This window comes from Agrobacterium rubi TR3 = NBRC 13261 (assembly GCF_000739935.1).
Lineage (GTDB): Bacteria > Pseudomonadota > Alphaproteobacteria > Rhizobiales > Rhizobiaceae > Agrobacterium > Agrobacterium rubi.
In genome coordinates this window covers 116,381-137,774 of the sequence record NZ_BBJU01000004.1, presented here as the reverse complement: position 1 = coordinate 137,774, position 21,394 = coordinate 116,381, and the positions used below count along the sequence as shown (strand labels likewise).

The window sequence follows — 21,394 nt, the reverse complement described above, 5'->3', positions numbered from 1 at the left end:
ACTATCCGTTAATCCCGGCACGGCAAGCGTTACAGTCGCCATGCGGACCTGATGACGATGGGAAGGAGCGAGCCGATGGCAGCAGATTCGCGGGAATAGGCGCGCAGCGCCTGCCCGTCCGGTAACGTCAGGCGAAGGGCGTAACGCTCGCCTTCGTAGAGAATGTTGGTGACCCGGCACGGTATGCCATCGCCATCCTGTATTACATCCTGCGGGCGCACCAGAATATCGCCGTGCGGTGACGATGAGCGTTCCGCCATCATCAGCGGCCGCAACAGGCTCCAGTCCAGAGACCGTGGCACACTTTCAGGTAAGGCCAAGGACAGTATAGCACCCTGCCCCACCAGCCCGCCGACCAGCCTGCCTTCCGGCCTTGCATAAAGTTCCGCCGGTGCTGCCATCTGCAACAACTTGCCTTCTGACATCACGGCGACATCGGTCGCCAGCGCCATCGCTTCGGCCTGATCGTGGGTGACGTAGATCATCGTTGCGCCCGACGTTAAGTGGAATTCGCGGAAGGTTTCTTCCATTTCCTGGCGCAGATGCCGGTCGAGATTGGCGAGCGGCTCATCCAGCAGAACGACGTCAGGTTCGGTCACGAGGCAACGGGCCAGCGCCACGCGCTGCCGCTGGCCGCCCGATAATTCGGAAGGACGGCGTTCGGCATAGGCTTCCAGCCGCACGGTGGCGAGCGCGTGTGCCACCTTGCGCTTGTAGGCCTCGCCGGAAATGCCGCGCACTTTCAGTGGGTATCCCGCGTTGTCGGCCACCGTCATGTGCGGCCACAGCGCGTAGGACTGGAAGACCATCGCCATGTTGCGGCGCTCCGGTGGCACCATACTGCCGGCATCGGCCAGCACACGTTCGCCCAGCAGAATGGAGCCATCCGTCGGTTGTTCGAAACCAGCGATCATGCGCAGCACCGTCGTCTTGCCGCAGCCGGATGGGCCCAGCAGCGCCAGAAATCCGCCATCACGGATAGTGATGGACACATCGTCCACCGCTGGCTTTCCGGTGCCAAAACGCTTGGACAGGCGGTTGAGGATCAGTTTCGCCACGGCACCACTCCTTTCGGCAGCTTTGCGCCGAGAAGTTCGAGAAGCAGCATCAGCACCACCACCATGGCCACCACCAGCACGGACAGCGCCGAGGCCAGGTTAAAGCTGCCGCTATCATCGAGATTATAGATCACCACGCCCAGCGTTTGCGTGCCCGCAGACCACAGCAGCGCCGAAACGGTCAGCTCGTTGCAGGCGATGAGAAAGACGAGGATGACCGAAGCACCCGCCGCAGGCCCGACCAGTGGCAAGATGATATCGAACATCCGCCGCCAGAACCCGGCTCCGGCCAGCCGTGCGGCCTCCTCCAGCGCCGGGTCGAATTGCGTGAAGGCACTGACCATCGGCTTCAGGCTGACGGCGAAGAAGGAGGAGAAATAGGCGAGCAGGATGATCCACAGTGTGCCGTAGAGCGTCACGCCCAACAGCGGAATGGGTGCCGCAAACAGTAGCACGTAGGAAACGGAAATGACGACGCCCGGAAGCGCATAGGGAATGTCCACCAGGGCCGACAGTAAAAACATGAAACGGCTTTTGCCGCGCACGAGAAAATAGGCCGTCAATATTGTCACCACAAGGAGACAAAGCGATGTCGCGGTGGCGAGAAACAATGAGTTGGCAAAGGCCGTGCGCGTCACCGCCTGCCGAAACAGAATCTCCTCGTAGGCATGCAGGCTCGCGGTTTTGAGACTGAGCGGCACGCCATAGGCGGGTGCCAGCGAGCTCGATACCAGCGCCATCAGCGGCGCGACCAGCATGAAGAATATGCCGAGCCAAAGCGCTGTTTCCACCAGCCCTCGCCACGGCCCCAGCGTGAAGGTCGCCGCCTTGCCGGACAGGCCGATGATGCGATAATCGCGCCCCCTCATTGCCCGCTCCTGAATGGCAAGGCCGAGCACGGAGATGATGGCGATCATGCTGGAGAGCATGGCGATGTCGCCAAAGGTGCTGCTGCCGAAGCTAGAAAAACGGCTGTAGATCAGCGTCGGCAAGGTGAAGATGGAGGCGGGAATGCCGAGGATGGCCGGAATGCCGAAGTTGCCCACGCCTGAGACAAAGGAGATGGCAGCACCCGCAATCAACCCCGGCATGGCCAGCGGCAGGATAATGTGTTTCAGCACCTGCCAGGAAGACGCGCCGGAAAGCTTAGCCGCCTCGATACCATCCTGCGGCAGGGCCAGCAGCCCGGCGCGAAGCGACAGATAGACCAACGGCGCATGCTGCACCCCCAGCAGCAGCGCGATACCCGCGATGGAATAAAGCGGCTGCGGCGAGCCCAGAGGCGGCGCAAGGCCAATGGCTTTCAGCAGCGTGCTGGAAGGCCCGGTCATGCCGATCCACGACAAGGCGGTTACCTGCGGCGGGATCATCATCGGCAGCATGAACAGAAAGCTTAAGATCGATTTTCCGCGGATATTGCACAGCGTCAGTGCCAGCGCAAAACCGGCGCCGACGGCAAGCGAGATCACCATGCCGAAGAAGGATGTGGACAGTGTGTTCAGCACGGCGTCCCACAGCGCCGGATCGCTCAGCAGCGGCCACATGTCACCTTTGAGTGACGAGACCACACCGGTATAGGCGAGCCGCCCGAGCGGCAGCGCGCTCAGCATGAAAACGACTGAAACCACAAAGGGAAACAGCCAGCGCGGCTGGCTGTTTCCACTGTTCGAACGCGCGGGCATAAAGCTGGATCAGCCCTTGGAGTCGAAGATGTCGGAGAAGGTTTTCAGGTCCTTTTCGGAATTCTTCAGCGCTTCGGACGCGTTGATCGGCAGCACCTTGATCTTGTCGCGCGCAGGAAAACCTTCCGGCAGGGCGACGTCGTTGCGGGCCGGGATATAGCCGAGCTTGACGAAGCCTTCCTGCCCCTTGGCGGACAGAACATAATCAACGAACTTCTTGGCAGCATCGGCATGTTTGGTGTTGGCCAGAATGCCAACCGGCTCGGTCACGGCAGACACGCCCTCTTCCGGGAACACGAATTCAACCGGTGCGCCCTTGGCCTTTTCGCGGATCGGCATGTAATCCACCACGACGCCATAGGCCTTCTCGCCAGATGCAACAGATTTCAACACCGCGCCATTGCCGCCAGCAGCAATCGCGCCGTTGGTTTTCAGGGCCTTGTAGTAATCCCAACCCAGGCTATCGACACCAGCAAGCGTCTGAGCGTGGATAAGTGCCGCACCAGAAGTCAGCGGGCTTGGCATGGCAACCAGCCCCTTGGCGTCCGGCTTTGCCATATCCGCCCAGCGCGTCGGCTTTATCGCGGCCTGCGTGTTGTACATGATGCCGGTCGTGATGAGCTTGGTGGAGTAGTAATAGCCATCCGCATCATAAAGCGTCGCATCGTAATGGGCAGCTTCCGGCGACTTGTAGGCCATAAGCTGCTTGTTCTGCTTCATGCGCTCCAGCGTCACAGTGTCGGCAATCAGCAAAACGTCGGCAACCGGGTTGCCCGCTTCGATCTCGGCCATCAGCTTTGCCATGATCTTCGGCGTTCCATCCCGCACCCACTGAATGTCGATGTCGGGATTGGCCGCCTTGAAGCCATCGACGGTCGCCTGCGCATCCTCGTTCGGCTGGCTTGTATAAAGCACCAGATCAGCCGCCTGGGCGCTGCCCAAGAGAATGCCGAGCGAAACGATGGCCGTGAAGGCGGAAAGAAGCGTTTTCATGAATGCGGTTCCAGTTGCGATCTGGCACCGCTAAAACACACATCCATAACATGTGTGTGACAGGCAGGTTTTAAGCACCCGTCACAGCGTGACAGTGCCCTCGATCAACACCGTCACCGCACCGCCGATCCAGATATCGTCGCCGATCTTGTCGACACTCACGCGCCCGGCCCGGCCCAGAACCGTACCCTGACTTGCCACATAATGTTGTGGCGCAATGCCCTGCCCGATCAGCCATTGCGCGATGCCCGCATTCAGGCTGCCGGTGACCGGGTCTTCGTAACCATCCGCAAAGGCTCTCAGCTCGAAATCCGCCTCGATAGCATCGTCCGCGCTGCACGCAGCGGCCACGCCAACCTTCAGTCCGCCCAGCACCGGATAGTTCGGCTTGATGTTCAACACATCTTGGCGAGTGCGCAGCAGCAGCGAAACCCAGCCCGGACCGTTATCCGTCCAGTTCGCATCGACAATGACGTCTTTGGCCAGACCAAGACCCGCGATGACCGCTTCAAGCGTATCGGCGTTCACCGGGCCGGATTTGCGTAAAGGCGGTGCCGCAAAGGCAAGCTTGCCATCCGAAACCCTGATCCTGACGAGACCCGCCTCACACTCCTGCACCACCTCGCTCTTGTCTGTCTTGCCTTGGCGCGAAAGCCAGACATGGCATGTACCAAGCGTCGGATGACCGGCGAAAGGCAGCTCACCATGCGGCGTAAATATCCGCACCCGGTAATCGGCATCCGGCGATGTGGGTTTCAGAATGAATGTCGTTTCGCTGAGGTTCGTCCAGTTGGCAAAAGCCGCCATCTGCGCATCGGAAAGGCCATCCGCATCGAAGACCACGGCGAGAGGATTGCCCTTGAGCGGCTGCGACGAGAAGACATCCACTTGCTGGAACGCGTGCTGGCTGGTCATGACGAACTCCTTTTATTGGGGGTTTGAAGACGCAAATCTTCGTCACCCTCGGGCTTGTCCCGAGGGTCTGATCACGTTCGATGTTGGGGTGCGTCAGTTCCTCAGGACGAGCCCGAGTATGACGCAAAAAGACGACCGCTTAAACCAGCGGCATCGTCGCAGTCGATTTCGTTTCCGCACCGGCAATCAAACGGCCAAGGCGCTTGATGCCTTCCTCGATCATCTGCTCGTTGGCGCAGGAGAAGCTGATGCGCAGCGTGTTGGCGCCGGAGCCATCCGCGAAGAAGGCCTTGCCGGGAACGAAGGCCACGCGTTCAGTGGAGAGCGATTGCGCCAAGAGTTCCGCGCCATCGAGGCCTTCCGGCAGCGTGACCCAGACGAACATGCCGCCTTCCGGCTTCGTCCAGCGCGCAGATTTCGGCATGTACGTGTCCAATGCAGCCAGCATCGCATCGCGGCGAGCACTGTAAGCTGCCTTGATCTTCGCAACCTGCTTGTCGAAACCACGCGACGCGACATGCTCGACGGCCATCTGGTTGATGGTCGAGGAATGCAGGTCCGCTGCCTGCTTCATCAAAACCAGCTTGCGGATGACCGGCATGGACGCAACCACGAAGCCGACCCGAAGACCCGGCGCCAGCGTCTTGGAGAAGCTGCCGGAATAGATCGTGCGGGTCTTTTCGATGCCACCGCTGCGGGCGATGTCCAGCGCCATGATCGGCGTGACCGGCTCGCCATCGAAACGCAGGTTCTGATAGGCACCGTCTTCGATAACGGCGATATCCAGTTCATCCGCCAGTTCCAGCAACTTGTGACGACCGGCCAGATCGACGGTTTCGCCCGTTGGGTTGGAGAAATCCGCCGAGAGATAGGCAAACTTCACCGCACCGCCAGTCTTCGCCGCCGTGTCGCGGTAAGCCTGCGGCGTGCGGTTACCGTTCGGGTTCAACTGATCGTAGGTCGGCTCATAGGCGTTGAACGCCGAGAGAGCGCCGAGATAGGTCGGCCATGTCACCAGCGCGGTGTCGTTGGGCGAAATGAACAGCTTGCCGAGATAATCCAGCGCCTGCTGCGAACCAGAGGTGATGAAAACGTTATCAACGGCGCAGTCGATACCGATCTTCGCCATGTCCTTGACGATCCATTCGCGCAGCGGCTTGTAGCCTTCGCTGACGGAATATTGCAGGGCCGAGTTCACCTGCGGACCAGAGAAGATATCCGCGTAAGCCTGCTTGAATTCCTCATCGGGAAATAGCGCTGGGTCAGGAATACCGCCTGCAAAGGAAATGATGTCAGGCTGGTCCAGAAGCTTCAAAAGCTCGCGGATTTCAGAGGCTTTCATCCGCGATGAGCGCGTGGCGAAAATTTGTTCCCAATCAAGCATAGGGTGGTTTCCTCATATTTCGTTTTCTTGCGCAAATATGTACAGAAATCACGATAGGTCAGCAATGCTGACTTATCAGTTTTCGGTACGGTTTTTCAGATTTTTTGCGCCTGCTCCCAAATTGCCGATACCCAATACAATCTCTCCGCAGACTTCACAATCTGCTTCACGATGGATTGACGGCAGGGCATTTTCCGGCTCGATTGCGGGCCGATTGATTTGATCTCAGGAGGAGACGACATGCTCAAGAATATTGACCCGGCGCTGAACGCCGATGTGCTGCACGCTCTGCGCGCCATGGGCCACGGCGACACGCTCGTCGTCACCGACACCAACTTCCCATCCGACAGCGTCGCCCAGTCGACCAATGTCGGACAGGTGCTGCGCATGGAAAACATTTCCGCCGCCCGCGCCATGAAAGCCATCCTCTCCGTCTTCCCCCTCGACACCCCCCTCCAGCCCTCCGTCGGCCGCATGGAAGTCATGGGTGCGCCTGACCAGATCGAGCCGGTGCAGGCTGAGGTACAAGCGGAAATCGACGCTGCTGAAGGCAAGTCCGCGCCGATGTACGGCATCGAGCGGTTTGCATTCTATGAGCAGGCCAAGGATGCCTATTGCGTGATTACGACTGGCGAGACCCGGTTTTACGGGTGTTTCATTCTGACGAAGGGTGTGATTGCGCCGGGGGCATAAACTCAATGAAAAAGCTAAAGCAAAAGGTCGACAGAGATCTTTGCAAACATGCTTACAACGACACTATCGAAGCAGTAAGCCGCCTAGCGGCTTACGCAACTTCCCGGAGCCTAAAAATCTTAGGTCACGGCGAATACTATACTGTTGCGGAGAACCTTTGTCGCAAGGACCTGCTGATACTAGGTATTTCAGCGAGAAGGTTCGCTGAAATTTCTCAGACTACATCTTCACTTAAATCTAGAAACGTCCGTATTTCTGATCAAGTTTCTAAGGAAGCGGGCGAAAAGAAATCAGACAGTGCATGGAATATAATTGGAAATATTATCCATGGAAATGAAATAACCATATTTAAGGAGCTTGGAAAACTCGAATATGCAGCAGATAGAATCGATATCTTTACGTCAGTAACGATGACTGAGGAGTTCGATGCCGCGATTTCAATCAAGTCGGACAAGTTTGAACGAAAGTACTTTATACTCACTGATCTATTGGGAGCGATCAACTCCTACATAGAAGAGGTCTCTGATAGCATTGACGGCGTCTATCTGGGATCGGCATATGAAATATAAAGGCCGGAGCTTTCGCCCCGGCCTTCCGCAAACTCATCCAAACAATAACGGCTTAGTTCACAGCCTTATCAACCAGCTTGTTCTTGCCGATCCAAGGCATCATGCCACGCAGCTTGGCGCCGACTTCTTCGATCTGGTGGGTGTCGTTCATGCGACGGATGCCCTTGAAGCGCGAGCCGCCGGCGCGGTATTCCTGCATCCAGTCGGATGTGAACTTGCCGGTCTGGATGTCTGTCAGAACGCGCTTCATTTCTGCCTTCGTTTCGGCAGTGATGATGCGAGGACCGGTGACGTATTCGCCCCACTCGGCTGTGTTGGAGATGGAGTAGTTCATGTTGGCGATGCCGCCTTCGTAGATCAGGTCCACGATAAGCTTCACTTCGTGCAGGCACTCGAAATAGGCCATTTCAGGCGCATAACCGGCTTCGGTCAGCGTTTCGAAACCGGCGCGGATCAGCTCGACGAGACCGCCGCACAGAACGACCTGTTCGCCGAAGAGGTCGGTTTCGCATTCTTCACGGAAGTTGGTTTCGATGATGCCGGAGCGACCGCCGCCAACGCCGCAGGCGTAGGACAGCGCAACTTCAAGCGCGTTGCCGGATGCGTTCTGGTGAACGGCAACGAGGCAAGGAACGCCGCCGCCCTTCTGGTATTCGCCGCGAACCGTGTGGCCTGGGCCCTTCGGTGCGATCATGACGACGTCGAGCGATGCCTTTGGCTCGATGAGGCCGAAGTGAACGTTGAGGCCGTGGGCGAATGCAATGGCTGCACCGTCACGAATATTGTCGGCAATGTCTGCCTTGTAGATGTCGGCCTGAAGTTCGTCAGGCGTTGCCATCATCAAAAGGTCGGCCCACTTGGCGGCTTCTGCAACGGTCATGACCTTGAAGCCATCGGCTTCGGCCTTCTTGATGGTCGGCGAACCAGCCTTCAGCGCGATGACGACGCCAGTCGCACCGCTGTCCTTCAGGTTCAGCGCATGCGCGCGACCCTGGGAGCCGTAACCGACGATGGCGACATTCTTCGCCTTGATGAGATTGAGATCGGCATCACGATCGTAATAGACGCGCATTTCGGTAGTCCTTCCTTGATAGATGATGGTGTTGAGACCGGATGTCAGGCGGCCTTTCCGCCCGTTTCCGAATGTACCTTCTCCGTGCCGTAGAGCGTGAGAAAGGCCGAAACGGCCTTGCGCGCCCGCGCGGAAAAATCCTTGGCCTGCGCCTCGCCGAGCAGCATGCGCACATGCAGATCGGAGACGATCAGGCCGTAAAAGCTGCGATAGGCATCTTCGAGATCATCGAAGCGCAGATAACCGGAGCGGCGACCGGCCTCGATGAGACCCCGCGCCCGCTTGTCGATCTGGCGACGACCGCGCTCGACCAGCAGGTTGCCCAGCTTGGAGCCATCGCGGCTGGCCTGGCCGATGGCCAGACGGTTCAGCGCCAGCGAAACATCGCCCGCCAGAACGTCCAGCAGATCATGGGCAAACACCTCGAGATGGTCGATCAGCTGCAGCGCAGACACACGGTCACCCGCCTTTTCAAAGGTGCGGACCTTGCTCTGCTGAAAGGTGATCATCGCAGCCAGCAGGCCGTCACGGTCGCCGAACCACTTGTAGAGGCTTTCCTTGGAACAGTTGGCAGCGCGCGCCAGACCCGATGTCGTCAGCGCTTTTTCCCCGCCCTCGACCAGCAAACGCAATGCCTGTTCCAGAACGGCGTTCTGGCGCGGCGAAAATTCCTGCGATGTGTTCGGATCGGTCCCCACCTTGTCCACTCCATCTCGAATGTTATGTACCGTACGGTACGGTTCGAGTGTTGTTTAAGGGGAGCCACGTGCAGGGTCAAGAACTTTTTTGAACGAGGCGCGCGATTTGACGCGACGCAACATGAGCTTTTTCGCAAGTGTATGAATCGTCAGGCGTCCGCTTCGAAGCGCTGTCGCGCAACCTTGACGGCATCGTGATTTTCCAGCGCCCAGTTGATCACCTCGGACAGGGGCCGGTAGAGCGAGCGCCCCAGCGGCGTCATGCTATATTCTACGCTGGGAGGCTTGGTGGGAAACACTTCGCGGTGAATGTAACCGTCGCGTTGAAGGTCGCGCAATGTCTGCGTCAGCATGCGCTGCGAAATATCCGGCACCATGCGGCGCAGTTCCCCGAAGCGATAAGGCTTTTCCGCCAAGGCCTGCAGCAACAACGTCGACCATTTTCCGCCGATTTGGTTGAGAAGGTCGCGCACCGGGCAATTGTCGAAATCCAGATTGGCAAAATCTGGCGATGGCGCGGATGCCTTCGGCTTCAATCTGGAAATCGTCGCAGTCATGGTGGTTCCCTTCTGGTAACGTAGAGCGGAAAACATGCCTTCTTTACAGATGCACATCAATTCCTATTTTAGCCTTACTCTCTTTTTGAGACCAGCAATGCATCCGCTGCCAATGGATGCGGAAAAGGACATATGTGATGAGCAAAATTCTCGTAACCGGCGCGTCGGGCCAACTCGGGCAGGCCGTCATCCACCACCTGTTGGAAACCTGTGGCGTTGCAGCGTCCGATATCGTTGCCGCCAGCCGCGACACCACCAAGCTTTCAGCACTGGCCGCAAAGGGTGTAGAGACGCGCAAGGCTGATTTCGATGATGCGGCATCTCTCGACGCCGCGTTTGCCGGCATCGACACATTGCTCATCGTTTCCACCGATGCGCTCGCCGTTCCCGGTCAGCGTCTGACCCAGCACAAGGCAGCCGTCACGGCCGCCGCCAAGGCTGGCGTCAAGCACCTCGCCTATACCTCCATGCCGAACCCGGACAAATCTCTCGTCACCTTCGCGCCGGATCATCTCGGCACCGAGGAAGCAGTCAAAGCCAGCGGTGTTCCCTACACCATCATCCGCAATGCTTGGTATTACGACAACTACATGCACGCCATGCCGCACAATCTTCAAAGTGGGAAATGGTTCACGGCAACCGGCAACGGCAAGGTCTCCAACATATCGCGAGACGATTGCGCCCGCGCGGCGGCGGCGGTGCTTGCAAAGTCTGCACCGTCCAACACCACCTACACGCTGACCGGCCCTGAAAGCCTGACTGCGGATGAGATCGCCAAGATCATTTCGGATGCTGCGGGCAAGCCTCTGGTTGCCGTTCAGGTTACCGGCGAGCAGTTGAAGCAAGGCATCGAAAGCGCGGGCCTACCGGGCTTCGTGGCCGACATGCTGGTATCCGCCGATGCCAATGTTGCCGCTGGCAATTTCGATATCCTGAGCAGCGATTACGAAACGCTGACGGGCGAAAAGCCGCAGTCGACATCCGCGTTTTTCAAGGCGCATAAGGCTGCGCTTGCTGGTTGATGGGGAATCATCGAGCTACGATGTTAACTGTGGTCAGACCCTCGGGACAAGCCCGAGGGTAACGGAGGTCTGATTTCCGCTTACGCCCAACATTTGCATGGCAGGCCAGCCAACAGGTTGGCCTGAGTAACCTCAAGCCTCGTCCTTCAGCGTTTCCTTCTGCGTAATCAACCGCGCGCTGTGCTGGCCGCTGAGATAAATCCACAGCCAGCTCCATGCTACGGCCAGGCGTGAGCGGGTGCCGATGAGGAAGTAGATGTGGGCGAGGCCCCAGATCCACCAGGCCAGAACGCCCGTCAGCTTTATCTTGCCAAAATCGGCTACCGCCGCGCTCTTGCCGATGGTGGCGAGATTGCCTTGGTGGCGATAGTGGAATGCGGGCTGGTCTGTCTTTCCAGCAAGGCGCGCCGTGATGACCTCGGCAACATAGGCACCCTGTTGTTTGGCAGCTGGCGCAACACCCGGTACGGGCTTGCCATTATCCTGCATGACGGACGCCGTATCACCGATGACGAAGATGTTGGGGTCACTGGGGATGTTGAGCTGAGGACCGACTTCCGCCCGCCCTGCCCTGTCTGATGTCGTTTCGAGCCATTTTGCAGCGGGCGACGCCTGAACCCCGGCTGCCCAGATCATGGTGCGGGCGGGTGTAAAGTGCTCGCCGATCTTCACACCCTCTTCCGTGCAGGCGGAAACGGGCGTACCAAGCAGCACTTCGACGCCGAGCTTTTCCAAGGCGCGCTTGCTGTAGGCGGAAAGGTCTTCGGTGAAGGCTGGCAGCACCCGTTGCCCTGCCTCGACCAGCAGAACCCGTGTCTTGCGCGTATCGACATTGCGAAATTCCGGCGGCAACACTTTATGCGCCAGCTCTGCAATCATGCCCGCCATCTCGACACCCGTCGGACCGGCACCAATGACCACGAATGTCAGGTGAGCCTGCTTTTCCTCCTCCGTGGTGGCAAGCTCCGCGCGTTCGAAGGCCAGCAGAAGGCGGCGGCGGATGGTGGTGGCGTCTTCGAGCGTCTTCAGGCCCGGCGCATGCTTTTCCCAGGCATCATTGCCGAAATAGGCATGCCGTGCGCCCGTCGCCAGAACCAGTGTATCGAAGGGAATGGTTTCGCCTGACTTCAAAATCACCGTGCGGCTTTGGCGGTCGATGCCGCTAACTTCAGACAGCAAAGTGGTGACTTCCGGCCTGTCGCGGTAAAGCCGTCGGATCGGCCACGCGATTTCGGATGTGGCCAGCGCCGTTGTGGCAACTTGGTATAGCAATGGCTGAAACAGATGGTGATTACGGCGGTCGATCAAAGTGATGCGAACCGGCGCGCCTTTCAGCCCATGAACGACTTGCAGTCCGCCGAAGCCTCCCCCAACGACGACAACGTGATGCTCCTGCATGAAATATGCCCTTCTCAAAATAAATATGCCGCGCAATTGCTGCGCGGCTGACAATATAAATGCAAAAATCGACGGTAGTTATGAAATAGGCTGACCGCAGGCGCGACAAAAACGCCGTACCGTTTCGGCCATTCCATATTCGAGCGCATCCGCCGTCAGGGCATGACCGATGGATACTTCCGCCAGATACGGAATGCGCTTGATGAGCGCCGGAAGATTGGCAACCGTCAGATCGTGCCCCGCATTCACATCGAGCCCAAGCGCCTTGGCATGATCTGCCGTGACACCGAGCTTTTCGATCCACGCCTCTGCTTTTTCAGAACTATCGTAACAGCCACCATAGGGGCCGGTGTAAAGCTCGATGCGGGCTGCACGGGTATCGGCAGCAAGTTGCATCGCCTCCCTGTCGCCATCACCATCGGCAAACAGCGACACCCGCATGCCAGCCGTCGTCAGACGTGCAACGGTTTCCTTCAAGAACGTCTCATGCTTGCGAAAATCCCAGCCATGATCGGACGTCGCCTGGGATGGATCATCCGGTACAAGCGTCACCTGTTCCGGCTGAGTTTCCTCACACAAAAGCAGAAAGTCCTCGGACGGATAACCCTCGATGTTGAACTCGGCATCCGGAAACTCGTCATCGATGAGAGCACGCAAAACCGGCAGGTCGGAAAAGCGGACATGGCGTTGATCCGGACGTGGATGGACGGTCAGACCGCTCGCCCCGGAGGCCAGCGCGATACGGCCAAAATGCGCGAGATCGGGCCATGGCAGATCACGCCGATTGCGGAGCATGGCGATGGCGTTGACGTTGACGGAGAGTGTGGTTGGCATGATGAAGACCGCTTGCGTTGGACTGAAAACATCTCTGTTTGTTTTACTATCACGCCGCCCGCAAGCGACGTGCAAAAAATATTTTAAAATCTGTGGAACCTAATTCTCACATGGGTGTTTCTCGCACCATTGGGGTCTGGGGTTTCATTATGGCGAACGACTATTTCTTTTCAGAGACACTTCTAAATACGCACTCAAATTTCGATATCACATCATCTGAGGCAGGGCTTGAAGACCTGCTGCGAGAGGAGTTACCCTCCAGAAGGTCTATTCCCGGAAGAGCGCGAACAGAAGCGCGATGGAGAGCAAGACCTATGCATGATGCGGAAGAGCCGAAAAAGTCCACGACGTGGGCTGCTTCGCAGACTGTTTGCAAGGGATTTCTTCCCGAAGTCGCCTTGCCATCTCCCATGCCACCAGAGCCGGTCGCAATTGCAGATATGGCCAACATGTTTGGCGTCACACATCGCACGTTGCACTTTTACGAAGAAAAAGCGATCATTTCATCACGCCGCGCCGGTTTGATGCGAATCTATTCGCACCGCGACGTGCACCGCATGGCCGTCATCAACTTCTGTCGTGAAATTGGCATTCCTGTCGCATCCATTCAGGAGATCATGCAGAAACTGGCCGATGCACCCAGCCAGGAAGCTGCCGACACGATCTTCCAGGAAGTCCTTGCTGCCCGCAAGGCAGAGCTTGCCTCGGAAATCTCGACGGTTCGTCGCCAGATCCAGCAGATCAGCGACGTCCTGCTGACCGACACCGCGGCTGCCGATACCAGTGACAGCACGTGTGAACAGATCGAGCAGGAAGACGTTCAACTGGATGAGTTGGAGCAACAATGCCTGGAGCTTATGGCTGAAGGCTATGCGCCCATCAGGCTCGCTCGCATGCTGGATGTGTCCGCCAACGAACTCCAGAAGCTCGAAACAGGCATCATGGACAAACTTAGCGCCAACAACCGCTTTCAGGCGGTTGCCAAAGGCTTCATGCTGGGCGTGATCACCAATCATGCACAACAGCCTGCCCGATCATAAGTCGGACCACCAGAAACGATCTCCCAAGACAGGACGCCCGATAGCCATCGCAAGATGATGTCGGGCGTTTCTGTTTTCATCGAACGATCGTCAGTGTCTCGGCCGCACGGGTAATGGCCGTGTACAGCCAACGTTCGCGTGAATCGCGAAAGGCAAAGCTTTCATCGAACAACACGACATTGTTCCACTGCGAACCCTGCGCCTTGTGCACGGTCAACGCATAACCGTAATCGAACTCGTCATAACGCTTACGCGTCGTCCAGGGTATCTCGGTGTCTGTTTCCTCAAAGGCCGCCTTCAGCAGCTTGATCTTGGAGGCACCACGATCCATATCGTCGTCCTCGGGTCGGATCATCAGGTTGATGCCCGGCTTGACCGTTTCGCGCGACGAACTCATCACCTGCCATAAAGAGCCATTGAGCAGGCCCTTGGCGGGGTCGTTGCGAAGGCAAACGAGCTTGTCACCGGACTGCGGGTAATCGGCACTAAAACCCTTCAGCTCGCGCAGGCGCTGATTATAGCGGCGGCGAGTGCGGTTGGTGCCGACCAGAACCTGATCCGCATCGAGCACCAGCCCTTGCGTCACCTCATTCTTGGAGATGACCTGCGCGGCACCATAATCCCCGCGCATGATTTCCTTACCTTCGCGCACATCCATGGCAAGCTGGATGATCGGATTGTCCTTCGCCTGACGGTGAATTTCTGACAGCAGAAAATCGGGCTCCTGATCGGTGAAGAAACCGCCACCGGAGACGGGTGGCAACTGACCCGGATCGCCCAGCACCAGAATGGGGGTACTGAAACTCATCAGATCCCTGCCCAGCGCCTCGTCCACCATCGAACATTCATCGATGATGATCAGCGCGGCCTTGGCGAGCGGGCTCTGGCGGTTGATAGAAAACATCGGCGCGATGGATGTCTTGCCGGTTTCCTCATTCTCCACCGCCTCCTCGCCACGCGGGCGGTAGATCAGCGAATGGATCGTACGGGCATTCGTGGCGCCGCGTGAGCGCAGAACCTGAGCCGCCTTGCCGGTAAAGGCGGCAAACAAAACTTCCCCATCCACATTCTCGGCAAAATGCTTGGCAAGCGTCGTCTTGCCCGTGCCGGCATAGCCAAACAACCGGAAAACCGGTGTACGGCCTTCCTTCAGCCAGCGCGAAACAGCCTTTAAGGCTTCATCCTGTTGCGGAGAAAATTGCATCAGTTCTCTTCGCAGGATTCGAGCGTAATGCGCAACTGAAAAAAAAGACTATGAAATTCACCAAGCAGAAGAAAATCGCGCAAAAACTGAAAAAACTATAAGCAATCCGAGAAATGCAATTAATGGTTTATTTGCAATGACTTACATACCGTAACGTCAGATACTAATTTTAACCAACAATAAATACGTTTTCAATATTGTTCCATTTTGTAGGCCGGAATTTGAAATAAATTTTCTGCCCTATCATGACACGACCCAGAACGACACGACTGCTTTCCTCGATAGAATCGCGAGAAAAACAATAGCCAAGTTGTTCGGAGCAAAGCCATGCTCATCAATATTTTCGCAACGTTATAAGGGGGTGGGAAAATGTTCTCGTTCAAGAACCTTTCCACAAAGTCGAAAGTCGTATCTGGCACGTCAGCGCCTGTTTTGCTTGCCATCGCGATTGGCGCAATCGCATTGACCAGCATTTCCTCCATGATCCAAAGCAACGGTTGGGTGGACCACACCAATCAGGTGCTTCGGGCGTCGGATAGCATTACCGCATCCGCCGTCGACATGGAGACCGGTATGCGCGGTTTCATCATTACCGGCAAACAAGAGTTTCTCGCTCCCTATCGTCAGGGTGAGCAGGATATCTACAAGAAGATCAACGATCTGAAAGCTCTGGTCAGCGACAACCCCACTCAGGTTGGCCGTCTGGGCAAAATCGAAACGGCGATTGGCGACTGGCAGAAGAATTTCTCCGAGCCGCAGATCAAGGCACGCGGAACGCTGGCCGACACCACATCGCTCGCCGACATGAACCAGAAACTCGACGCATCCCAAGGCAAGAGCTATTTCGATGGCCTCCGCGGCCTGATCAAAGACTTCCAGGGTGACGAAAACGCACTTCTGGTAAAGCGCAATGCTGCCAACGAAGCTGCAATCTCGTCTTCCATCACAATGATCTGGGGCAGCCTTGCCGGCGCGGTCATCATCGCTCTTGTCGCTGGCCTGCTGATCGGCTCCGGCATTGCCAAGCCGCTCCTCGCCATGACGACTGCCATGAAACGTCTGGCCAGCGGCGAGACCAACTTGGACGTTCCCGGTGTCGGCCGCAAGGACGAGATTGGCCAGATGGCTGAAACCGTTCAGGTCTTCAAGGAAAATGCCATCGCCAAAATCCAGATGGAACGCGAAGCTGATGCCAATCGCTCGATGACCGAAAAAGAGCGTCAGGAGCGTGAAGCTCAAAAAGCCCAGGAAGCTGCCGACATCCAGTTCGCAGTCGATGAACTGGCACAGGGCCTTGGACAGCTTTCCGACGGCAATGTCGCGCACCGCATCAACAAGCCATTCGTCGCGCATCTCGACAGGCTCAGAAGCGACTTCAACAACTCGGTTGGCAAGCTGAACGAAGCACTGGTCTCCGTTGGCAAGAATGCCCGTGGGATCGACGCTGGCGCCAATGAAATCCGTGCCGCTGCCGACGATCTGTCCAAGCGCACCGAGCAGCAGGCCGCATCTGTCGAAGAAACAGCCGCAGCGCTCGAGCAGATTTCGACCACCGTTCGCGATAGTGCCAAGCGTGCCGAAGAAGTCGGCGGTCTTGTCACCAAGACACGGCTCAGCGCCGAACATTCCGGCCAAGTCGTTCGCGACGCCGTCATCGCCATGCAACAGATCGAGAAGTCCTCCAGCGAGATTTCGAACATCATCGGCGTCATCGACGAAATCGCCTTCCAGACCAACCTTCTGGCCCTGAATGCAGGCGTCGAAGCTGCCCGTGCCGGTGAAGCCGGTAAAGGCTTTGCCGTTGTCGCACAGGAAGTACGTGAGCTTGCTCAACGCTCTGCCAAGGCCGCCAAGGAGATCAAAACGCTGATCTCCACCTCTGGCGAACAGGTCAGATCGGGCGTCCAGCTCGTGGGCAATACGGGCAAGGCACTGGAAGAAATCGTGTCCGAAGTGCAGCACATCAACCAGCACGTCAACGCGATCGTCGAATCCGCCCGCGAACAGTCGGTCGGCATTCAGGAAATCAACTCCGCCGTCAACACGATGGACCAGGGCACCCAGCAAAATGCCGCCATGGTCGAGCAGTCGACAGCGGCAAGCCACAGCCTTGCCAAGGAAGCTGCGGCCCTGAACCATCTGATCACGCAGTTCAACCTCGGCGACGGTGCTTCCACGCGGCCGCAACTCGCATCTGCCGCATCGGCACCAGCGCCCTCGCCGACACGCCAGTTGATCCGCAAGGTGGCCGGAGCCTTCAGTGGCGGCGGCGCAGCCGCAGCGACAGCCAACGCCTCCTGGGAAGAATTCTGATCTCCCAAACACCCACAGAACCCCGGAGTGATCCGGGGTTTTTTTATGCCGTTTCAGCGCGGCGGAATCGGATCGGATAACCCGTAAGTTTTGATGGATCGACCAGCCCGCTCAGTTGGTTAGACTGTACTTCACAGGCTAAAACCGGAGCGCTCACATGTTCGATGAACTTCCAACCGTCACCCTGCCCTCTGGCATCAGCATACCCGCCCTGGGGATCGGCACCTGGAACATGGGCGATAGTCCTTCCACGGAAGCCACCGAGATCGCCAGCATCCGCAAAGCTATTGAGCTTGGCATGACGGTGGTCGATACGGCCGAAATGTACGCGGATGGAAAATCGGAAGACGTCGTCGGCAAGGCAATCGCCGAGACCCGCGATCAGGTCTTTCTCGTCAGCAAGGTCTATCCCCAAAACGCAAGCGCCAAAGGCACCATCGAAGCCTGTGAACGCAGCCTCAAACGTTTGGGGACCGACCGTCTTGACCTCTACTTGTTGCACTGGCGCGGCTCACACCCTTTGGAAGAAACCGTCCACGCGTTTGAAAAGCTGAAGGCTGACGGAAAAATCAAGAATTGGGGCGTTTCCAATTTCGACACCGACGATATGGAAGAACTATTCTCAGTGCCCAATGGCCAAAACTGTGCGGCCAATCAAATCCTCTACAACCTCGCCCGGCGAGGGCCTGAATTTGATCTTCTGCCTTGGTGCCAGAACCATGGCGTTCCCATCATGGCCTACTCCCCCTTCCAGCAAGGCCCCCTCATTTCCAACCACGAACTCATTCGCGTCGCAAAGGCACACCAGGCCACCCCCGCCCAAGTCGCCCTCGCCTTCCTGCTCGAACGCGAAGGCGTCATGCCCATCCCGAAATCCTCCAATCCCGAGCGGGTGACTGAAAACCGCGGCGCAACGGAGCTTGAAATCAGCGATGAGGATTGGGGAGCACTCGACACAGAGTTTCCGCCGCCGCAGAAGAAGGTATCGCTGCAAATGTTGTGACGTTTAAAGAGGTTATCCGACTTTACGGATTCAAAATCACAACCCCGACTGCGTCACCGCTCGCGCTTTTAGATTCAGCGCGGGCGATGAAACAGTTTGAGGATCAAATAAACCGGATAGCTGATGACGAAGAGAATAATCGAAGCTTCGTGCGTTGATGCACCGTTCGCCCACCCCTCCATTCTGGTATCGCTGCCAAATATGCCTACACCGAAGAGCAAGGCTCCCCCAAGAATGATGGCGGCGACCACCAGCACGCCCCACCATTCAAGTTGAAGTGAGTCATTCCACGCAACATAACCAACGACGCTCGCACCAACAAACATCAAAAGGCCAATGGTCAAAAGATAGCTTCGCGAGAACAACGCTTGGTCTAATTGCCTGAGACGCTTTGACATGACAGGAACCTTCGAAGGCGCATAGAGGTGTCGGAATTCGATGCCGTTCTACATCAGGAGCGAAGCGGCAATAAACCTTTCATCCGCCCGTACAACAAAAAAAACCGCGGCCAAAGCCGCGGGCTTACACTCAATCGGTCGAGGGGAATCACATTCCCTGCGGACCTCGGTTCATCGCTGCGATACCCGTGCGGCAGACTTCGATGAGGCCCAGTGGCTTGATGATCGTCAGGAACTGGTCGATCTTCGAGGACTTGCCGGTGATTTCGAAGATGAAATGTTCCAGCGTGGCATCCACCACCTTGGCATGGAAGGCATCTGCCAAACGCAGAGTTTCAGCGCGGTCTTCGCCACGTCCGGCCACCTTAATGAGCGCGACTTCGCGTTCGATCGGGCGATCCTGGCCGTTCTGGCGGGCGCGCACGGTAAGGTCCACGACGCGGTGAACCGGAACGATGCGCTCCAGCTGCGCCTTGATCTGCTCCAGCACGCCCGGCGTACCGCGCGTGACGATGGTAATGCGCGAAAGATGCGATTCGTGCTCCGTTTCCGAAACGGTCAGGCTTTCAATATTGTAACCGCGACCGGAAAACAGACCGATGACGCGGGCGAGAACGCCCGGCTCATTGGCAACGAGGACCGATAGCGTGTGGTTTTCGACCGTTTCCGTTTCCTTCTGAATGAAGTAGGCCGAACCGGTAGGCTGTAGGTGTGCGTTCATATCCGTGTTCCTCTCCCGATCAGACCAGCTGACGACCCTTGGCGTCGATGGCATTTGCAACGGCTTCGTCGGTTGCTTCATCCGGCAACAGCATCTCGTTATGGGCCTTGCCCGATGGGATCATCGGGAAGCAATTGGCGAGATTGGCGACGCGGCAATCGAAGATGACAGGCTTGTCGACCGCAATCATCTCAGCGATCTTGCCATCCAATTCCTTCGGATCATCGCAATACATGCCAACACCGCCATAGGCTTCTGCCAGCTTGACGAAATCAGGCATAGCTTCCGTATAGGAGTTGGACAGGCGGTTGCCATGCAGCAACTGCTGCCACTGGCGCACCATGCCCATATACTGGTTGTTCAGAATGAAGATCTTGACCGGCAGGCTGTATTGAATGGCGCAAGACATTTCCTGAATGCACATCTGGATCGACGCATCACCGGCGATATCGATAACAAGCGCTTCCGGGTGGGCAACCTGAACGCCGATAGCGGCAGGCAGACCGTAACCCATGGTGCCCAGACCACCCGATGTCATCCAGCGGTTCGGCTCCTCGAAACCGAAGAACTGCGCCGCCCACATCTGGTGCTGTCCGACTTCCGTCGTGATGTAGGTTTCGCGACCCTTGGATGCCTCATACAGACGCTGAATAGCGTATTGCGGCATGATGACATCTTTGGAGTTCTTGTAGGCAAAGGACTTGCGTGCCCGCCAGCGGTCGATCTGCTCGTGCCAATCCTGCGTCTGCGCCTTCTCAGGACGCTGCGGCAGAGCCCGCCACAGGCGAACCATGTCTTCGAGAATACGACCGACATCGCCAACGATGGGTACATCGACGCGAACGTTCTTGTTGATGGAGGACGGGTCGATATCGATGTGGATTTTCTTGGAATTCGGGGAAAAGGCATTCAGACGCCCGGTAATACGGTCGTCGAAACGCGCGCCGACACAGACCATCACGTCGCAATCATGCATGGCCATGTTGGCTTCGTAGGAACCGTGCATGCCCAGCATTCCCAGCCATTTCTCACCCGATGCCGGATAACAGCCCAGACCCATCAAGGTCGAGGTGATCGGGAAACCGGTCAGCTCGACCAATTCGCGCAGCAAACGCGTGGCTTCCGGACCGGAGTTGATGACGCCGCCGCCTGTATAAAGAACGGGACGCTTGGCCTTCGACATCAGTTCGATGGCAGCGTGAATGGCGTTCAGATCACCCTGAACCTTCGGCTTGTAGCTCTTCTGCTGAATGGCAGCCGATGGTGGCGTGTAGGTGCCGGTTGCAAACTGAATGTCCTTGGGAACATCAACGACAACAGGACCGGGACGACCCGTCTGTGCAATGCGGAACGCTTCATGGATGACGCCCGCCAGCTCGTTGACGTCCTTCACCAGCCAGTTGTGCTTGGTGCAAGGGCGCGTGATGCCAACCGTGTCGCATTCCTGAAACGCATCGGAACCGATCAGCGAGGTTGGAACCTGGCCTGAAATACAGACGAGCGGGATCGAGTCCATCAAGGCGTCCTGCAACGGCGTAACGGCATTGGTGGCACCGGGACCGGAGGTGACCAGCATGACGCCGACCTTGCCGGTGGAGCGGGCATAACCTTCGGCAGCGTGGCCTGCACCCTGTTCATGGCGAACGAGAATGTGCTGGATATCGTCCTGCTGGAAAATCTCGTCGTAAATCGGAAGAACCGCACCACCGGGATAGCCGAAGATATGCTTAACGCCATTATCCTTCAGCGCGCGCAGAACGATTTCCGCACCCGTCATGGTGTTGCTGTTGTCCGTGTTGTCCTTATCCGTCATTGCCTGTTCCATCCCGATTTGGCTTTG

20 protein-coding genes are annotated in these 21,394 nt (G+C 57.4%); 6 read left to right on the top strand and 14 right to left on the bottom strand.

The window, feature by feature from the left end; genetic code table 11:
- Window positions 1–29 precede the first annotated feature (29 nt).
- From RRU01S_RS03650 to RRU01S_RS03630, 5 genes are all read right to left on the bottom strand, one after another.
- Window positions 30–1,058, bottom strand: a complete 1,029-nt coding sequence (locus tag RRU01S_RS03650) for an ABC transporter ATP-binding protein (protein WP_045228898.1) — start codon at window positions 1,056–1,058, stop codon at window positions 30–32.
- Window positions 1,046–2,740, bottom strand: a complete 1,695-nt coding sequence (locus RRU01S_RS03645) for an ABC transporter permease (RefSeq protein ID WP_045228897.1) — start codon at window positions 2,738–2,740, stop codon at window positions 1,046–1,048. Before RRU01S_RS03645 ends, RRU01S_RS03650 begins: the two co-directional genes overlap by 13 nt.
- A 9-nt stretch (window positions 2,741–2,749) precedes the next feature.
- A complete protein-coding gene (locus tag RRU01S_RS03640; RefSeq protein ID WP_045228896.1) occupies window positions 2,750–3,733 on the bottom strand; it encodes an ABC transporter substrate-binding protein in 984 nt (327 codons plus the stop codon).
- 81 nt (window positions 3,734–3,814) lie between these two features.
- Window positions 3,815–4,648 (bottom strand): PhzF family phenazine biosynthesis protein, encoded by an 834-nt coding sequence (locus RRU01S_RS03635; protein WP_045228895.1) that lies wholly within the window; start codon window positions 4,646–4,648, stop codon window positions 3,815–3,817.
- A gap of 139 nt (window positions 4,649–4,787) precedes the next feature.
- The gene (locus tag RRU01S_RS03630; protein ID WP_045228894.1) at window positions 4,788–6,032 is read right to left on the bottom strand and encodes an aminotransferase-like domain-containing protein; all 1,245 of its coding nucleotides are present in this window, start codon (window positions 6,030–6,032) and stop codon (window positions 4,788–4,790) included.
- Between the two features lie 240 nt (window positions 6,033–6,272).
- Here RRU01S_RS03630 and RRU01S_RS03625 point away from each other — a divergent pair, with 240 nt between their 5' ends.
- Together RRU01S_RS03625 and RRU01S_RS03620 are read left to right on the top strand one after the other, a co-directional pair.
- Entirely contained in the window at window positions 6,273–6,725 is a 453-nt protein-coding gene (locus RRU01S_RS03625; RefSeq protein ID WP_045228893.1) for an RbsD/FucU family protein, read from the top strand.
- 5 nt (window positions 6,726–6,730) lie between these two features.
- Window positions 6,731–7,294: a hypothetical protein gene (locus RRU01S_RS03620; RefSeq protein WP_045228892.1), complete on the top strand. Its 564-nt coding sequence runs from the start codon at window positions 6,731–6,733 to the stop codon at window positions 7,292–7,294.
- 52 nt (window positions 7,295–7,346) lie between these two features.
- Here RRU01S_RS03620 and ilvC read toward each other — a convergent pair whose 3' ends face one another.
- The 3 genes from ilvC to RRU01S_RS03605 all read right to left on the bottom strand — a co-directional run bounded on the left by ilvC (window position 7,347) and on the right by RRU01S_RS03605 (window position 9,621).
- Window positions 7,347–8,366 (bottom strand): ketol-acid reductoisomerase, encoded by a 1,020-nt coding sequence (gene ilvC, locus RRU01S_RS03615; protein WP_045228891.1) that lies wholly within the window; start codon window positions 8,364–8,366, stop codon window positions 7,347–7,349.
- A 44-nt stretch (window positions 8,367–8,410) separates the two neighbouring features.
- On the bottom strand, window positions 8,411–9,064 hold the full coding sequence (locus RRU01S_RS03610) for a TetR/AcrR family transcriptional regulator (RefSeq protein ID WP_045228957.1): 654 nt from the start codon (window positions 9,062–9,064) through the stop codon (window positions 8,411–8,413).
- Between the two features lie 149 nt (window positions 9,065–9,213).
- On the bottom strand, window positions 9,214–9,621 hold the full coding sequence (locus tag RRU01S_RS03605; protein ID WP_045228956.1) for a winged helix-turn-helix transcriptional regulator: 408 nt from the start codon (window positions 9,619–9,621) through the stop codon (window positions 9,214–9,216).
- A 134-nt stretch (window positions 9,622–9,755) separates the two neighbouring features.
- Here RRU01S_RS03605 and RRU01S_RS03600 point away from each other — a divergent pair, with 134 nt between their 5' ends.
- Window positions 9,756–10,643 (top strand): SDR family oxidoreductase, encoded by an 888-nt coding sequence (locus tag RRU01S_RS03600; protein WP_108722556.1) that lies wholly within the window; start codon window positions 9,756–9,758, stop codon window positions 10,641–10,643.
- 132 nt (window positions 10,644–10,775) lie between these two features.
- Here the strand turns inward: RRU01S_RS03600 and RRU01S_RS03595 are convergent, their stop codons facing one another.
- Both RRU01S_RS03595 and RRU01S_RS03590 read right to left on the bottom strand, forming a co-directional pair.
- Complete coding sequence (locus RRU01S_RS03595; protein WP_045228889.1) at window positions 10,776–12,041, bottom strand: NAD(P)/FAD-dependent oxidoreductase; 1,266 nt, start codon at window positions 12,039–12,041, stop codon at window positions 10,776–10,778.
- A gap of 78 nt (window positions 12,042–12,119) precedes the next feature.
- Window positions 12,120–12,875 carry a pyridoxine 5'-phosphate synthase gene (locus tag RRU01S_RS03590; protein ID WP_045228888.1) on the bottom strand — a complete coding sequence of 252 codons (756 nt, stop codon included), beginning with the start codon at window positions 12,873–12,875 and terminating at the stop codon, window positions 12,120–12,122.
- A 314-nt stretch (window positions 12,876–13,189) separates the two neighbouring features.
- On the opposite strand from RRU01S_RS03590, the gene RRU01S_RS03585 reads away from it, so the two are divergent.
- Window positions 13,190–13,915 (top strand): MerR family transcriptional regulator, encoded by a 726-nt coding sequence (locus tag RRU01S_RS03585; protein ID WP_045228887.1) that lies wholly within the window; start codon window positions 13,190–13,192, stop codon window positions 13,913–13,915.
- Between the two features lie 76 nt (window positions 13,916–13,991).
- On the opposite strand, the gene RRU01S_RS03580 is transcribed toward RRU01S_RS03585, so the two are convergent.
- Window positions 13,992–15,119, bottom strand: a complete 1,128-nt coding sequence (locus RRU01S_RS03580; RefSeq protein ID WP_045228886.1) for an ATP-dependent DNA helicase — start codon at window positions 15,117–15,119, stop codon at window positions 13,992–13,994.
- Between the two features lie 369 nt (window positions 15,120–15,488).
- Between RRU01S_RS03580 and RRU01S_RS03575 the strand changes: the two genes are divergently transcribed.
- Both RRU01S_RS03575 and RRU01S_RS03570 read left to right on the top strand, forming a co-directional pair.
- The gene (locus RRU01S_RS03575) at window positions 15,489–17,432 is read left to right on the top strand and encodes a methyl-accepting chemotaxis protein (RefSeq protein WP_045228885.1); all 1,944 of its coding nucleotides are present in this window, start codon (window positions 15,489–15,491) and stop codon (window positions 17,430–17,432) included.
- Between the two features lie 157 nt (window positions 17,433–17,589).
- Complete coding sequence (locus tag RRU01S_RS03570; protein ID WP_045228884.1) at window positions 17,590–18,435, top strand: aldo/keto reductase; 846 nt, start codon at window positions 17,590–17,592, stop codon at window positions 18,433–18,435.
- A 74-nt stretch (window positions 18,436–18,509) separates the two neighbouring features.
- Here RRU01S_RS03570 and RRU01S_RS03565 read toward each other — a convergent pair whose 3' ends face one another.
- The 3 genes from RRU01S_RS03565 to RRU01S_RS03555 form a co-directional block, all read right to left on the bottom strand.
- Window positions 18,510–18,833, bottom strand: coding sequence for a hypothetical protein (locus tag RRU01S_RS03565; RefSeq protein WP_045228883.1), 324 nt, complete (start codon window positions 18,831–18,833; stop codon window positions 18,510–18,512).
- A gap of 148 nt (window positions 18,834–18,981) precedes the next feature.
- A complete protein-coding gene (gene ilvN, locus RRU01S_RS03560; protein ID WP_045228882.1) occupies window positions 18,982–19,554 on the bottom strand; it encodes an acetolactate synthase small subunit in 573 nt (190 codons plus the stop codon).
- Between the two features lie 19 nt (window positions 19,555–19,573).
- Window positions 19,574–21,367: an acetolactate synthase 3 large subunit gene (locus RRU01S_RS03555; RefSeq protein WP_045228955.1), complete on the bottom strand. Its 1,794-nt coding sequence runs from the start codon at window positions 21,365–21,367 to the stop codon at window positions 19,574–19,576.
- Between the last annotated feature and the right edge of the window lie 27 nt (window positions 21,368–21,394).

Excerpts from the sequence above, each read along its gene's own strand:
- RRU01S_RS03645 (WP_045228897.1), bottom strand. The coding sequence starts at position 2,740 with ATGCCCGCGCGTTCGAACAGTGGAAACAGCCAGCCGCGCTGGCTGTTT.
- RRU01S_RS03640 (WP_045228896.1), bottom strand. The coding sequence starts at position 3,733 with ATGAAAACGCTTCTTTCCGCCTTCACGGCCATCGTTTCGCTCGGCATT.
- RRU01S_RS03635 (WP_045228895.1), bottom strand. The coding sequence starts at position 4,648 with ATGACCAGCCAGCACGCGTTCCAGCAAGTGGATGTCTTCTCGTCGCAG.
- RRU01S_RS03630 (WP_045228894.1), bottom strand. The coding sequence starts at position 6,032 with ATGCTTGATTGGGAACAAATTTTCGCCACGCGCTCATCGCGGATGAAA.
- RRU01S_RS03625 (WP_045228893.1), top strand. The coding sequence starts at position 6,273 with ATGCTCAAGAATATTGACCCGGCGCTGAACGCCGATGTGCTGCACGCT.
- RRU01S_RS03620 (WP_045228892.1), top strand. The coding sequence starts at position 6,731 with ATGAAAAAGCTAAAGCAAAAGGTCGACAGAGATCTTTGCAAACATGCT.
- ilvC (WP_045228891.1), bottom strand. The coding sequence starts at position 8,366 with ATGCGCGTCTATTACGATCGTGATGCCGATCTCAATCTCATCAAGGCG.
- RRU01S_RS03605 (WP_045228956.1), bottom strand. The coding sequence starts at position 9,621 with ATGACTGCGACGATTTCCAGATTGAAGCCGAAGGCATCCGCGCCATCG.
- RRU01S_RS03595 (WP_045228889.1), bottom strand. The coding sequence starts at position 12,041 with ATGCAGGAGCATCACGTTGTCGTCGTTGGGGGAGGCTTCGGCGGACTG.
- RRU01S_RS03590 (WP_045228888.1), bottom strand. The coding sequence starts at position 12,875 with ATGCCAACCACACTCTCCGTCAACGTCAACGCCATCGCCATGCTCCGC.
- RRU01S_RS03585 (WP_045228887.1), top strand. The coding sequence starts at position 13,190 with ATGCATGATGCGGAAGAGCCGAAAAAGTCCACGACGTGGGCTGCTTCG.
- RRU01S_RS03580 (WP_045228886.1), bottom strand. The coding sequence starts at position 15,119 with ATGCAATTTTCTCCGCAACAGGATGAAGCCTTAAAGGCTGTTTCGCGC.
- RRU01S_RS03575 (WP_045228885.1), top strand. The coding sequence starts at position 15,489 with ATGTTCTCGTTCAAGAACCTTTCCACAAAGTCGAAAGTCGTATCTGGC.
- RRU01S_RS03570 (WP_045228884.1), top strand. The coding sequence starts at position 17,590 with ATGTTCGATGAACTTCCAACCGTCACCCTGCCCTCTGGCATCAGCATA.
- RRU01S_RS03565 (WP_045228883.1), bottom strand. The coding sequence starts at position 18,833 with ATGTCAAAGCGTCTCAGGCAATTAGACCAAGCGTTGTTCTCGCGAAGC.
- ilvN (WP_045228882.1), bottom strand. The coding sequence starts at position 19,554 with ATGAACGCACACCTACAGCCTACCGGTTCGGCCTACTTCATTCAGAAG.
- RRU01S_RS03555 (WP_045228955.1), bottom strand. The coding sequence starts at position 21,367 with ATGACGGATAAGGACAACACGGACAACAGCAACACCATGACGGGTGCG.